Source organism: Pseudomonas sp. FBCC-B1565 (assembly GCF_059133265.1).
The window spans coordinates 918,337-931,673 of sequence record NZ_CP101438.1 but is presented as its reverse complement, the minus strand read 5'-3'; the positions used below and the strand labels follow the sequence as shown (position 1 = coordinate 931,673).

Below are 13,337 nucleotides of genomic sequence, written 5' to 3'. Positions count from 1 at the left end.
CTTCATTAAACATCTGCCCGTACTGGTCATAGCGCTGCAGCTCCCTGCATCCCCTGACGAGTCAGCGTTTCGGTAAGTGCCCATACCCCCAACCTCGCTGTAATTCGCCGGACTTCAAGATCAGCATGAAAAGGTTGGCGGGCAGTGGCTATCGATGCTCTTGGAGCACCGAATCGAAGCTACCGATCTCGCTACAAGCCTCCTTCCATAGGGGTTACGTTACGAGTTCTAGGACTGTTTTCTAACCCTCTCACAGCGGACTCCCCTCATTTAACCCAACAGCCCTCTCTCTGCTTTATACTGTGGGCCTGCACCGAAAACCTTTCAGATTGAACGTTAAGAGGCCGATGACCATGACGCCATTCTCCGCCCCAGGCGCTCATAGGTATGCATGGTCCTCCAAGCCAAATCTCACTGATGGTTTTAGGTCATCACACTCAAGCCATGAATTCCAGGCTGCACCAGCCGAGAATTCTGCCAAATGGAAAATTTCTTCAGCGCAATGGACGTTTGTATGGCGGGTTACCGACCGTACGACAATCTCAAGGAAACCAGAAATGAAGAAATTACACTCAGAGCAGAAGCAGTTTCTACATCGCCGTGGAGTGGCACGTTGGAATAATACTCTCTCTCGAAAAAACAAGACTTACAACCCTTACCGTTACACTCCAAACAGAGAAGTGTCGGGAAAACTTGTTATTACAGCCCCTACAAAAATCTCCATATATGACTTCTCTGAAAACAAAGCAAGATGCCCCTATTATCAAACATTAAGATTCACACAAACTATAAAAAGCAAATTGAGCACGCGCGATTGCATCGTAGACTTTAGCTCAACGACAAGCGTTTCAGCAGCAGCATTAGTAATTGTTTATGCCGCACTCGAAACTGCTATATCTGAGCGAATGGGTGACTCAGAAATTGTCTGGTCTAAAAACGAACACGTCAATCGTGCTCTCAAGGCCATGAACATAAACAAAATAATTGACGGCGCAGACATAGATTATAATTTAAAAACCGTAAAAATTCTTCCGATAATTTCCAGCGTTGGAAAAAAGCATATGGAGTCCATTATCGACTTCATCAAACAAAAAGTATTTAAAGATATGAGCCCAGTGACTGAGCACGTCTATGCGGACGCCATATCGGAAACGATAAATAATGTTGGGCTTCACGCCTATCCCGACGGTGAGCCAGCCACTAAACGATGGTGGCTTATGTGCAACACAATACGAAACCAGTTGTATCTAGCCATTTATGATTGCGGAATCGGCATTCCAAAAACTGTAATGAATCGCACGTGGTTTATACCCTCGTTGCAGATCACACACCCTAAACTGCATAAACGATTGCTCGAAGAGTTTCCAGACGACACAACTTCCGGACCAAAAAATTTCGGGCGAGTTGTGATACCTGATGAGAGACTGATCCACCTGTCTATGATGGGTGACGTGACCGGAACAGAAGAAGACAAGCATGGCCAGGGCAGCAAAAGCATTATGAAGTTAGTGGGCGACACTCCCAAAGGAAAGCTTTGGGTTTTTAGTAACAACGGCCTTTACACACACTGCCAAAGTGACAACAAACCAGGCGAGAAAAAGCTTTCAAAAAAGTTTCCAGGAACGCTGGTTCAGTGGAATATTAAATTATCATGACTCATTATAAGCTAGTTATTGTAGACGAATTTAGCCCCACCCCTTACGGCAGATACCCAGAGGAAGGCGAGGAAGATTTTTCGGGTCAAACATTTCGTCAAAAACATCTCGCACCAAAACTCAAAGAATACGACACAGTTCATGTTGTCCTTGACGGCTACAATCGTTATGGCAGATCTTTTCTTGACGAGGCCTTTGGAGGGTTGATAAGAGTTGAAGGCTTCACAGGTGACGATCTAAGACGTAAGTTGACTTATACCCACTCTCTAATAAAAAGCATTGATCAGGTTATCGCCGACAGAATAGAAGCTGCTGAAAAGGCCAGCAAGGATGCGTCTAAATCATGAGTTTTCAGAACCTACCAGCACAGATAATAATTTTACTAGTCGGGTGGGTATTCACCCTTTATTTGGATTATCGATCCAAGCATCGGACTGAAGCAATTAAACGAAAGGATGCAATAGTTTCACGGATAGAAAATTTAGCAGACTGGATAGATAAAGAAATTGCGAAAACCCACTTTGATGCGACTCGTCTCGAATCCAGCTTAGCAGGCAACTTAACTCAGACCGAACTTAAAATTCTTCAACTGAACTCACATTTAAAAACAGACTTACTAGACCCGTCTAGACTTTCCGCCATTCGAGATATAGATGTAGCCAACAAAATCATTATCCCCGAACTCTCCTTCAAAATCAGAGGTGCCTCATCTGATATTATCGAGTACATCGAACAAGCGAGCGATAAATACTTTTTTCAAAAAAATAAAAAAACACAGACACTTCAACACTACTCACCTAAAATAGGGTATTGCATATTCACCGCACTAATAACGGCCTCTCTTTTAATTCTGCATGACATATCCCAAAACCGAGAAATAGTAACGCCGCCGCTAAAAAAGTTCCTGAATCCACCAGAAAAAACTCAAGAAGTTCACTCTATAACCTGCAAATACAAGCCACCAACTAGCACCTCAAAAAACAGCCAACATACTGATCCCGATGCTGAATTCCTGTCATGCTCTCACATAAAAAATTGAGTTCTCCAACCCATTTACCAACCTCAAAACCATATATAAAACAATTAAATCACACTGACTATACACTCACATACCGCGGCACTAATTCGCACTACGAGCCTATTTGCTGTTGATGGATTTGACACTACAAAGCAAAAAGAAAATCTTGGATGAAGATGGCGGCCGATCGAATTGTTCGGACTTCTCAGCGCCCTAAACCCGCCTGATTCCACCTTATCTCAAGATATTTTGGATCAGGATCGGAGCCGTCTGTACGCGACCTAAGCTTTCGCCCAGAAAGTTTTTGATATTCCGTTTCCGCTAATAGTTGTGATACCACGACTTTGAGCGACCTCGGATCAATAGCTATAAGGCTGGCATCAAGCAGACGATGGAGATCAGACCGCAGTATCAGCCCGTTCCCCGTATGGTTTACCCCTGACTCAGAATGGCTCGCAATGTGGGCCGCCTCAAGCACCTCCACAACACCCTCGCCAGATATCGCGCACGCGCTACCGTATAACTCCATCATGTTCAGCCTGAATCGACTTTGATTACGTCGGGCTTTCCGCTTTGTTGCAACCATCCGTCCATCATCATCTATAGCCTCAACCAGTGGCTGACCAGCCTCGTCTTCTGTAGTGTGCGCGTCTATCGCTCTGCGCATAAGTTCAAGAAATTGGTCGCAGAGAATAGACCACTCGGCATTGTCAATGAATCGATAACCTTTGCGGGGCGTATTGATACCGGACTGTAGGCTGTTCTTTACTCCTCTAACTAACCCCGAATATTTTTCATCTAATGGTGCGGCCCCACCCAACCAAGCCTCTAGCAGCGCAACGTTATTCTCATGACTTGGTACTTTTAGATGCCACGCGAAACGGCCCCGCCGATGCATAATCATCGACAAGTCAAGCTCAAATACGTATTTCGTACCCTTGAATAGAATGATGTAAAAAGGTCCTTCACCCCCACGCCAACTTGTGAAACGGACATGCATCCCATTCGGTAGAGCCAATGTCTCATACGCTCCCTGCGATCCTCCTGAAGTCAACTCAACACCAACATAGGCCCCAGCTAATTCCCTCATCAACTCGTAACCAAGGCTCTTATAGAACGCTATATCTCGTGACACTTTCTCACTTCCTCCTATTTGTTAACGCCATGTTATTTCCTAGAGAAGGCGAAGCGATGATCACTTAAGAGGCTAGAGATGAAAAATCACGCCGCGTAATCAACATGCCGCTGTATGCGTCGGCTGGCTGAATCTCAATGTATTTATCCAGTGCGGGAATGAGACCGTGCAGAAATAGCACTACCTCTTGGCCGTTCTTCAAATATGGGTAAAGGACATCGCTAGATCTGACCCTAATCTTGATAGGGAGAACCCTCTCGTCGACCTTGAATCTGGTCGTTGTAGTGACATAGAAGGAATGGTTGTAATCGCTAACGGACGCATGTCCATAAAGTATTTTACGATCTGAATTCAACGCTTCCTTCTTGCTTACGTGGCTGAGAGGACTGAAGGCATCGAAATAAGTTTGGGTCTGAGAGGCGATTTGAAGAGGATGGGATTTTCGAGTACTCACACCATCCATTGAGCACCAAGCATTAACTACTTCCTGAAACGTCCCTGGGTGATGCACGGGCGCTAACCGGCTTCGCAGCGCGAGATCGTGCATTTGTGCCTCAGAGGGTCTGGTCCCTTTGCGTACCATTGCGATAGGGCCCAGATGACTTGGAATGGGTAGCGGGGGGACGGTGGATTTTCGGGAGATGAGTGTGGTTGGAACTGAAGATTCTATGGTTTTCTTCTTTTCGTTTGCACACCCAGGAGCGTGAGAGCCCAGTGCTCTGAAAAAAGCGTTGTTAATCTTTGCAGGTACGACTTCGGCCAAGCAGTTAGCTTCCGGGCAGAAGTAGAAAAGATCTTTAGCATGATAGGCAAACTCTACCGATGTTTTGGTACCTATATCCCAGCAAATTGCCACCGTCATCAACTCATTACTCATCTGATCCCTCAAATTAGTCGCGTATTTCCTACGGTTCTTACCCCGTCCTACTTGGCAGAAACGCCACTACGGCGCCAAATCATGCAGCGTACAGCCCCCAAATGTATATATTGTTCGTATTGTCACGCTGAAGTTCTTCAACCGGTACACCATGGGCCGCTGAGTAGCCTACGAGTGCCGCAATGCCAGCGGGTAATGCGTACTTCAAGCCAAGGTCCGACCCTAGGTCGTGAACGCCACCTATGAAGTAATGCGGGTTATATGTTTTGCACTGTTCCTCAAAAGCAGGTCGATCTTCGACATCGATATCGATGTAACCGACGAGTTTCGGATGGCCTGGGATCCCGATTTTGAGGGGCAGGCGGTCCGGGTGCGAAATTGCTCCTGCAATGACGTGGAGCATAAGCCGCCTCATTACGACAGCAGTTTCAGGCCAACAGCCGCCGATGAGCCAAGGGGAGCGAAGTACTTCGTCAGTAAGGAGAAGGCGGGCTGCGACTTCCGCTCTTCGTATTTTTGGGGATAGGCGGGCTAAATATTCCCGAAGCCCAGACCGTGCCTTACGTGCATCGACATCCAGAACCTCCAGCGCCTCGATTTCCGCGACCATCGCAATGGCATTCTGCTCGTCGACATGATCAACAGCGAATACAGCGCTGGGATTGTTCTTCAGCTCCCAACTCGCCTCGGAACAAAATAGGGCGAGTTCTTCATCAGAGAGCATGATGTTCAACTCGCGGTCCAGCGGCAGGCGGAGAGCAGGGACTAGAGTTGCCGTGCCTTTATTGGTCGTGCTGAAGAACTCGGGGAAATGCTTGTGAGCGACCCACTGATGATCCTCAAGAATACGCAGCAGGTCGTCCCAGCCATGGTAGGAAACCGAGAACAAGTTCGACTGCTTGTGCTTCCTTGTAAGCGTTTCAGCGTAGCTCACGAGCTTCGCATCGTGAGGCGCAGTGGTAACGACCACCAGATCACTGAGCGAAGGCGTGAACCTTTTTGCTCGGTCAACCTCGTCTTCTATGGTTATTTGACCCAACTTTCCTACTGCCTTGCACTGTAAGCCGATCAAGCGGTCGCCGATGCGTACCACGACATCTACACCATTTTGCCCTTGTCCATTCCTGCCATACAAAGTCGACTTAGCGCCCGCGTACTGAGCCCTCCAGAGATCCAGAGCGAACTTTTCAAACATTGGGGAATCCGAAATTGCTGGTAGTCGTTTACCTTTATAGCTACTCATCCTAAGTCATTACTCGTTCAGCCAATGTGGGTTTTGCTCAGAGGAAGCGGCCGAAATTAGCGGACCAGCAACGGCTGCTAACCGTCCGTCGTGTGCATGCCAATCGTAGCAAAATAATCGCAACGCTCTCCTCCTGTTAATCAGGCTATGAAATTGGGCAAAGCCTAATCGCGACCACCTCTATCGTGGATGACCGGTTTTGGCCGACTGATGCCGGTGGCGACGGGCGGCTTTCGGTTGAATGCGAGCGCCTACAGGGTATGGCCGACGACTACACCCTGATCCCCTGGCGCGGCAAGCCTGCCAGCGAATGCCCCGACGGCCCCCGCTATAAGGCGATCGGCAACAGCAAGGCCGTTACCGTGGTTCGCTGGATCGGCCGGCGCCTTCTACAACAACTCGGGGTCAACTAGAAAAAAGCTGGTGGTAGGCGATTTCAGCCTTGGAAATTACTGCAGGCAATCCTGCTGCGATGAAGCCATTAATGCACGCCCTGGTTTTTGGCACGTTGAATCGACTACCTCGATCCCTCATCTCGGCCAGCACAGTTACTGAAATTAGATACGTCCCACAGTCCGGGCATTCGACATCCCTGAACTCGCCTACTGAATACCGCTCGTTGCCCTTACCGCCGCAGATAACACATACGTAATTATCCATCACCACCTCCGTTTGGCTGATCGCTGAACTGTAGCTGATCCCTTCCGAAACTCCACCGCCCGGGCATGGCCCGGCAAGGAACCCGCTGTGTCCGCAAAACAGAAGATCCCGGTCGTCTATGTGGCTGGCCCTTACCGCGCAGCAACCCGCGAACTGATCGCCGAGAACATTGCTGAGGCCAGCTCGGTAGCCGTCGCCAGCGCCCGCATCGGCTGGTTCCCGCTCTGCCCCCACACCAATACCGCGCACTTCGATGACGACCTGCCCGGTCAAGACCAGTTCTTCCTCGACGGCACCCTAGCGCTGATGGAGCGTTGCGACGCGGTTGTCCTGGTCAACGGCTGGCGTTACAGCGCCGGCACACTGGGCGAGGTCCACCGCGCACGAGAACTGGGCATGCCGATCTTCGCCTGCCTGGAGGATTTGCCAACAGCCGAAGAGTTCTCCGGCATGACGGTTGTGAATGCCAATGATCTGGTAACGAGGGAGGCTGTATGAGCCGATTCTGTTTTTGTAACTGCCCTGCAGGCTTCTCCGCTGATCCTGAACGCCACGCACCTGATTGTCCCGGGCGATCCGGCGCGGGCAACGCACGGACTCCAGTGCCGGCCACACTTACCGCTTCGCAGCCGGTGGACAGTGGCGTGGATTTCGGAATTGAAGGGCGATCGGTGCGCGTATCTCAGGAGGTTTACTCGATCTTCCTGGCGCGTGAAGCGGCCGGACGAGAAAAGATCGCAGCCCTGCAACAGCGCCTGACCGCAGCGGATGATAAAATCGACATATTGTCCGGCGGACTGCGGCTAATTATGTCGTTCGGATCAGGTACAAATATCGCCGGGGTGAAGACCGTTACCAAGCAAACCCTCAACAGAGCCGATGGTCTCGCCAACACACCGACTCGTTGAAAATTTTACTCTCTACAGGGCTTGCCAAATAGGCTTCAGAAAGGTGAATGATAGGAGCCTCTACGGTATAGAATATAGAAAATCTATTCGCTCGCATCATGTCAAAAACCTGCGGCCCCCATTGTGCAACCTGCAAAATATGGAGCGCGGCTGCCGCGTCCAAGACTGAACGATAAGTACTACTGGAAAAACATCCTTCTCGATCATGTTTAACTTTATTGTAAGCGTCATACCAATTGATTGAAGCGGTCGGAAGTAGAACATTCCAGTATTTGAATGGCTGGAAAACTCTACCAGGGTAGTCTTTCAGCTCCACCTTCCATTCTGTCAATCGCAGAGGGTTGCCAACTCTGACGTAGTGCTTTGTGGAATACCGCCCCTTGGCCTCCTCTGCTAACTGGTTTGATCGAAGGACTCCAGTCCAGCAGGCTTCCACCTCAGTACAGAGCAAAATTAGAAGTTCGCGCAATCGGTGTCCATAACAGAGGTCATTAGCGCGATTAGGCTCAATAACCCGAAATAAATCTTTAACCTCAAGCAATAAACTTTCAGTCGCAACAACGGATTCCAAGTAAGTCCTACCATAAATATTGCGTGGACTTAACTGATCGTAGTTATTCGACCAACCATCATCGAGAGATATTCCGCGCCATATTCTAGGATAGTACTGACCTGGCTTAAGATGCAGCTTATGAAATTCGTCAGGCGAATGGCGGGCATTCTGCCTAAGAACCTGCCGAATAGCGTCAAGGCCGACCTCTTCGGAAACCTCAACCTCTCCGGTTGCATTCTGAACTTGTACTGTTGCGGTTTTATACCAACCACCATACTGACTAAACCAACAACGCGCCTCTTGGCGATCATAGGAGGCAAAGGCCAAACTACCATCAATCGAAATAAAGCCGTAATAATGAGCCATAACAATCCGTGTCTTATGAAATTGTTTAGCATTCTAGCTCGAGTCTGATCTAGAACAAGGCCTTTAACTCGGCCACCTCTACCCCAAAAAATCATCATTGCCCCCTTGATTAGGCGGGCGAGGAATTCCTATGTCCGCAATTCTTGAGCATTTACACCAGGCCGCGAACGACGCACTGGTCAGTATCAGCGAACACCTGTGGCCAGGCGCCAAGCTGGCTCTCGTGGTTTACGAACCAGGAAAACCCAAGCTGGATATCGTGCTCAAGGATAAAGGTATTGATCTAAACGAGGTGGTCAGCGCCCTGCGCCGTCGCGGCCTGAGCATCGACGGCAACAACGCCTACAAGCGTGATCTGTGCGACGCGATTGTCGGGGCGCTGGCACTGGGCGCCCAGAGCACCAACCCGCCACCGGCGGATCACTGGGGTCAGCGCTTCTGGGATATCGGCCGGGAGGAGCGCGCCAGCAGCGAGCAACTGCTGAAAGCACTGACGGCGCTCACCCAGATAGCAGGCGAAAGCCGCCAGCGAAATCCTTGATCTGGGGGATGCAAGTCGACTGCTGGGGCACACGGACAAGCGGATAACCGAGACTGTTTATCGACGGGTCGGGGAGATCGTGAAGCCCACCCGATGACTCCGAAATTTGGAAGAGTTGCGGAAACCGCCCGAAATGATGCGGAAACGATCAGGCGCTTAACTGAAAACATCGCCAGAGGCCAGAAACACAAAAGCCCCGCAATCGCGGGGCTTTCGTTTGAATCTTGGCGGGAAACCAGGGATTCGAACCCTGGAGAAGCTATTAACGTCCGCCGGTTTTCAAGACCGCGATGCAAACTCAAGCGGGCCGGTACCTTGGCGGCCTTAGGCGTTCCATTACTCGCAACCACCAACCAAGCTACAGGCTGCATTCAGCAAGGGGGGCGGTTTTGGTTTGGGAACTGTTTTTGCCCTTCTCTGGGTTCTGACGTTCTAAGTCAAGTACCTTCGTTTCACCAGCTGCTATGCTTCTCTCCATACGGAGAATCAGCTATGCCAAAATCAGACCTACTTCCCTCCCTTCTCTCAAAACTTTATGAAAACCAACTGGCCCTCGAAGCTTCTATTATGGAGCTATCGAGTTGGATTGAGCAGCGCGGCTCCGCCGAGGTGGCTGAGAATGTGCGTGGTGCTCTGCACACCCTTGACGAGAACGAAGAGTTCATAAAGCTCACTCTGGCCGTCCTTATGACATCAGAATGATCGAAGCTTAAATCTAACACGTAGCCTCAACCGCCTTTATCAGAAACCGGTAAAGATTTGATGCTTAGGGTGTGTGGGTTTTAAGCCCTTCCGCAAACCAAAATCCCGAAGACGTGCACCGCTTCTTGAAGAAGATGAGACAAGTAAAAATGGCGACCTTCCGCTAGGTAGCGCCCAAACCTTCTCATTCAATTGATCCACGGATCAATCTCCCGTACCCTTGCTTCAACCGAATTTAAAAATGAATGGACCTCATAAAATGAAGATTTTGGACGACATACTTTCGTCTATCTCAGGGAATACAAAAACCAGGATAAGCGACCCATTGCTTGGGGCCTTTATCATATCCTGGATCACTTGCAACTGGAATCATCTAGGAGTCTTAATATGGGGCGAAGGAAGTACTTCTGACAGAATCCATGATTTCTATATTTTCTTAACTGAAACTAAATTCATAGCTTTCAATACATTGTTTGCGATACCCGCACTACTAACAATATTTTATCTTTTTCTTCTACCGTGGTTTTCACTTGTTGCAAAATTAATTTTAGAGTTCGCCAACAACAAACTACATCACCAAGCTGTCACAACCGAATTAAACCAAATAAACTCACAAAAAGATTTGAACAAAGCAAGATTACTATCAAACCCCGACAAACCTTTTCTAGAAGAAAGCATTAAGCTTGAATTAAATCGGAGAGAAGAAATTCTCGAGCATTTAAAGCTGCGAACCAAAAGACTCATGGCGAGAGCGCTTGAGGCAGAATCCGCATCAAAAGAGGCCGCCACTAAGGCTGAAGAGGCTTTAGCTAGAGCTAAAATAATTCTAATTGAAAGATCCAATAAAAATCATCAAGCGAGGCTAGAGCGAAATCGATTCCAAATAGAGAGCAAGCGACTTAGGGCACTACAGGAGTCTAATCGCTTCCCCTCTGCGTATCTTTATATGTCAATGATTGAAAATGGCATGAACAAGGATTACATACACATATCAATGACGACAGCAGCGGAAATCGTTGCTGCAGTATTTGGATATGATAGTTTCAAGGACCTCATCAAAGACCAAAACTTTAATAACGACGAGCTTTCTAAAGTCGAGTACATATACTACGACCAAAAAATACTTGCTCAAAAATTAGAGACCATCGTGGACGAATCCTCTATAAAAAACGAAAACTTTACTTCTGACATTATCTTTGATCATGTGACAGCCATGTTTGAATCTCTCAGCATGGAGCTTATAACGCTTGATGAAATCGTAGAAAAAAGCAATGATTTTTTTGAATCATCCAAATACGAACTATTTGAACATGAAGAGCTTTCTTCTGAAATGGCCATTTCAAATACTACTTATGAGGAAATTGACTTTGAAGACATGGATTACATAAAACACTCCGGAGGCTTCACCTCCCGAATTAAAGCAATGGCAAGTGGCACTCACTATAAATTTGAACGTGCGCCTGGACAGAAAATGAGAATTTTTGCAGAAGTTAAAAGCGATGCAATTGTTGGTGAAAACGCTTTAGGCCCAATGGTATTCGGGGATATAAGCGGCAAAATCGTTGATACGCATGCAGAAGAGGAATATGGTCGATAAGTTTCTATTACGTATAAAACGAAAACTTAAGTCTTCCTTGGTGTTAATAGCCCTCGTTACTAGCTTCTCAAGCTAACACGAGGGTTTACTCCCTTCTGCCCCTGCAGGGGAATTAGACCCCTCACCCTGCGCCTGTAGGCAGCACCAGGCCGGAAAATACTAAGTTGTCCTCGCTTGTATCCTGTGCCAAGCGACCAGAAACGGCCCCAATAATGTCCAATTTTTTCCCTAAACTACGCAGACCGTTAAACGCAGCGGCTCATTAGCGGCAGTCGCGTAGCCGCTACAGGCAGCTATCGGCCAATCGCAGTCATCGATTGACTACTAAATTAGGGGCGATTCACAGCTCGGAAAATCGAGCCTACGATTTTGTCCGAATTCTGCCGGATTCCCACAAAGGAAAAGCCCCGGATCATCGAGGCTTTTGTAGATAAATCAGTCGAAAATCGGACGATTTCCATCACCAATACTTCCGCGAATAGCGTTGACACTCAAATCATGGTCGACATTCTGTTTAAGGGTTGGAATCAGTATTTCCACCAGTTTGATTGCTTTCTCGTACATATCGTCTTGCGACAGATCGTCGAATTCATACACACGACCAACAATAGCAAATGCCAGATTTTTGCAGCCTTCGCCCCTGTAGCCCCAACTATAGCCACCTTCGTACTTAAACAAGTCGCGCCGAGTGGGTAGCATTTCAGCATGCTGAGTCGGTGATTCACGCCATAACGCAACACCAGCGCCTTCGACAGTACGCAATAAAATCTGTGCCTGATCTTGCGTTGCTTTAGGTGGATTGATTTCCACCCTGCTGAAGTCAATGTCGTCCAGGGTCATGCGCGTCTCTTCATTCATGGATTTTTCCTTGTAGTTGGCATAAGGCTCTGCCCTGTTAGCCCTTGGCCTGCAGTGTTTTTTCGATATCCGCCAGGTCTTGTGCAAACGCCTGATCAAGAGCGCTCGGTTTCTTTTTCCACGGCCTTGTTTCGGGCTGCGGCTCCGCAGCATACAGCGTCACAGCATCGGGGCACGCTTGCAAGTGCTGCTCAAACTGCTCCCGCAACTGTTGTCTCAGTCCTTCTTTGGTCATTCAACCACTCTTGTTTTTATCAGTTCGGGTTAGCGTAGTCGGAGACATTTCAAACTGATCGATTGACCGCTTGCGGCGCTCATCGACGAACGGCGGCTCATGGCCGGTTTTTGCCATTCACCACCTTCAGCCTCTTATCAAGCGTCACCTGTGTCCTGAGAGCGGCAGGAAGATCACTCCAGATCATAGATGAGAAGCAATGCCGTAAAATCGATTACGAGCGACGTGTCAGAGCATGGATATGCTCGTTGGGCATTCCAATTGGTATTCCAATGAAAATAAAAAAATAAATTTAAATACATTAATCAATACTATAGGAGGCCAGTTCAGATTACCCCGGCGCATCAACAGAACCCGCCCAGTGCGGGTTCTGTTGTCTCTAGGGCTTGAAAAGCCCGGCAGGACGGACCTTCAGAATTTTCCTTCAAGCTATCGCGCCCTTGATGAACTAGCGCACCCCGCGCCACAACGCTAACGTCCTCCCGTCGCTGCTCATCAGCGACCGGCTTTGACAGGCCGAAAAGTGTAATCTTTCACACCCCTTGATAAGACGGCATGCTTTACGCATTCCGCCTCGTTCATGGCGGCTGTGCGTGGGGCATCTTCGGGTGCGCCGGGTTCCTACACTTCCGGTCTGTCAACCCGCGTACAGCTGCCACCCATTCCTGTTTGACAGCAGGGGGCGGTAGCTCCTTAAACAGTGTGGGAGCTTCATCATGAAAAAGATCACCCCCAACCCCCCCTCGACAACCCTCTTCACCCTCGCCCCAGATCTCTCCCCCGAAACCCTGCTAATCCAAGCCAGCGAAACCCTCGCCTCACTCAACGCCATGACCACCGACCTGGCCTTCGAACTCGAAGGTGCCAGCCGTCACAAGCTGCTAGCCACCCAGCAATTGATCGTGCTGAGCGAACTGTTGGTAGAGCGAGTACTGGTCCTCACCCAAGACACACAAGCATTCCAATAATAAAAAAGGCCGAGGAAACTC

Annotated in this window: 16 protein-coding genes and 2 pseudogenes; 11 read left to right on the top strand and 7 right to left on the bottom strand. The window is 48.7% G+C overall.

Going from position 1 to position 13,337, the window contains the following annotated elements; translation table 11 throughout:
- Positions 1–557: 557 nt before the first annotated feature.
- From NL123_RS04410 to NL123_RS04400, 3 genes are read left to right on the top strand one after another with little or no spacing between them, the layout of a single operon-like run.
- A complete protein-coding gene (locus tag NL123_RS04410; RefSeq protein WP_494357298.1) occupies positions 558–1,655 on the top strand; it encodes a hypothetical protein in 1,098 nt (365 codons plus the stop codon).
- Positions 1,652–2,002 (top strand): STAS-like domain-containing protein, encoded by a 351-nt coding sequence (locus tag NL123_RS04405; protein ID WP_494357297.1) that lies wholly within the window; start codon positions 1,652–1,654, stop codon positions 2,000–2,002. Before NL123_RS04410 ends, NL123_RS04405 begins: the two co-directional genes overlap by 4 nt.
- Positions 1,999–2,694 (top strand): hypothetical protein, encoded by a 696-nt coding sequence (locus tag NL123_RS04400; protein ID WP_494357296.1) that lies wholly within the window; start codon positions 1,999–2,001, stop codon positions 2,692–2,694. The genes NL123_RS04405 and NL123_RS04400 overlap by 4 nt, the downstream gene beginning before the upstream one ends.
- A 184-nt stretch (positions 2,695–2,878) precedes the next feature.
- On the opposite strand, the gene NL123_RS04395 is transcribed toward NL123_RS04400, so the two are convergent.
- From NL123_RS04395 to NL123_RS04385, 3 genes are all read right to left on the bottom strand, one after another.
- Entirely contained in the window at positions 2,879–3,808 is a 930-nt protein-coding gene (locus NL123_RS04395) for an HNH endonuclease (protein ID WP_494357295.1), read from the bottom strand.
- Positions 3,809–3,872: 64 nt separating this feature from the next.
- On the bottom strand, positions 3,873–4,685 hold the full coding sequence (locus NL123_RS04390; RefSeq protein WP_494357294.1) for a hypothetical protein: 813 nt from the start codon (positions 4,683–4,685) through the stop codon (positions 3,873–3,875).
- Positions 4,686–4,764: 79 nt separating this feature from the next.
- Complete coding sequence (locus NL123_RS04385; protein WP_494357293.1) at positions 4,765–5,928, bottom strand: hypothetical protein; 1,164 nt, start codon at positions 5,926–5,928, stop codon at positions 4,765–4,767.
- A gap of 239 nt (positions 5,929–6,167) precedes the next feature.
- Here NL123_RS04385 and NL123_RS04380 point away from each other — a divergent pair.
- Positions 6,168–6,341: pseudogene (locus NL123_RS04380) on the top strand (DNA cytosine methyltransferase); the annotation flags it as partial.
- Here NL123_RS04380 and NL123_RS04375 read toward each other — a convergent pair.
- A complete protein-coding gene (locus NL123_RS04375) occupies positions 6,334–6,588 on the bottom strand; it encodes a hypothetical protein (RefSeq protein ID WP_494357292.1) in 255 nt (84 codons plus the stop codon). The pseudogene NL123_RS04380 and the gene NL123_RS04375 overlap by 8 nt on opposite strands.
- Before the next feature lie 120 nt (positions 6,589–6,708).
- Between NL123_RS04375 and NL123_RS04370 the strand changes: the two genes are divergently transcribed.
- On the top strand, positions 6,709–7,086 hold the full coding sequence (locus NL123_RS04370; protein ID WP_494357291.1) for a DUF7768 domain-containing protein: 378 nt from the start codon (positions 6,709–6,711) through the stop codon (positions 7,084–7,086).
- Positions 7,083–7,496 (top strand): hypothetical protein, encoded by a 414-nt coding sequence (locus tag NL123_RS04365; RefSeq protein WP_494357290.1) that lies wholly within the window; start codon positions 7,083–7,085, stop codon positions 7,494–7,496. The genes NL123_RS04370 and NL123_RS04365 overlap by 4 nt, the downstream gene beginning before the upstream one ends.
- Here the strand turns inward: NL123_RS04365 and NL123_RS04360 are convergent.
- Positions 7,456–8,415, bottom strand: a complete 960-nt coding sequence (locus NL123_RS04360) for a hypothetical protein (RefSeq protein WP_494357289.1) — start codon at positions 8,413–8,415, stop codon at positions 7,456–7,458. The genes NL123_RS04365 and NL123_RS04360 overlap by 41 nt on opposite strands.
- Positions 8,416–8,545: 130 nt before the next feature.
- Between NL123_RS04360 and NL123_RS04355 the strand changes: the two genes are divergently transcribed.
- The 4 genes and pseudogenes from NL123_RS04355 to NL123_RS04340 all read left to right on the top strand — a co-directional run bounded on the left by NL123_RS04355 (position 8,546) and on the right by NL123_RS04340 (position 11,255).
- On the top strand, positions 8,546–8,956 hold the full coding sequence (locus tag NL123_RS04355) for a hypothetical protein (RefSeq protein WP_494357288.1): 411 nt from the start codon (positions 8,546–8,548) through the stop codon (positions 8,954–8,956).
- Positions 8,934–9,053: pseudogene (locus tag NL123_RS04350) on the top strand (integrase); the annotation flags it as partial. The gene NL123_RS04355 and the pseudogene NL123_RS04350, both read left to right, overlap by 23 nt.
- A gap of 395 nt (positions 9,054–9,448) precedes the next feature.
- Positions 9,449–9,658, top strand: coding sequence for a hypothetical protein (locus NL123_RS04345; protein ID WP_457338646.1), 210 nt, complete (start codon positions 9,449–9,451; stop codon positions 9,656–9,658).
- A gap of 259 nt (positions 9,659–9,917) precedes the next feature.
- Complete coding sequence (locus NL123_RS04340) at positions 9,918–11,255, top strand: hypothetical protein (protein WP_494357287.1); 1,338 nt, start codon at positions 9,918–9,920, stop codon at positions 11,253–11,255.
- A 435-nt stretch (positions 11,256–11,690) separates the two neighbouring features.
- Here the strand turns inward: NL123_RS04340 and NL123_RS04335 are convergent, their stop codons facing one another.
- Together NL123_RS04335 and NL123_RS04330 are read right to left on the bottom strand one after the other, a co-directional pair.
- Positions 11,691–12,113: a DUF6166 domain-containing protein gene (locus tag NL123_RS04335; RefSeq protein WP_494357286.1), complete on the bottom strand. Its 423-nt coding sequence runs from the start codon at positions 12,111–12,113 to the stop codon at positions 11,691–11,693.
- A 37-nt stretch (positions 12,114–12,150) separates the two neighbouring features.
- Positions 12,151–12,348 carry a hypothetical protein gene (locus NL123_RS04330; RefSeq protein ID WP_494357285.1) on the bottom strand — a complete coding sequence of 66 codons (198 nt, stop codon included), beginning with the start codon at positions 12,346–12,348 and terminating at the stop codon, positions 12,151–12,153.
- 716 nt (positions 12,349–13,064) lie between these two features.
- Here NL123_RS04330 and NL123_RS04325 point away from each other — a divergent pair.
- Positions 13,065–13,316: a DUF6124 family protein gene (locus NL123_RS04325; RefSeq protein WP_494357284.1), complete on the top strand. Its 252-nt coding sequence runs from the start codon at positions 13,065–13,067 to the stop codon at positions 13,314–13,316.
- Positions 13,317–13,337: the final 21 nt, after the last annotated feature.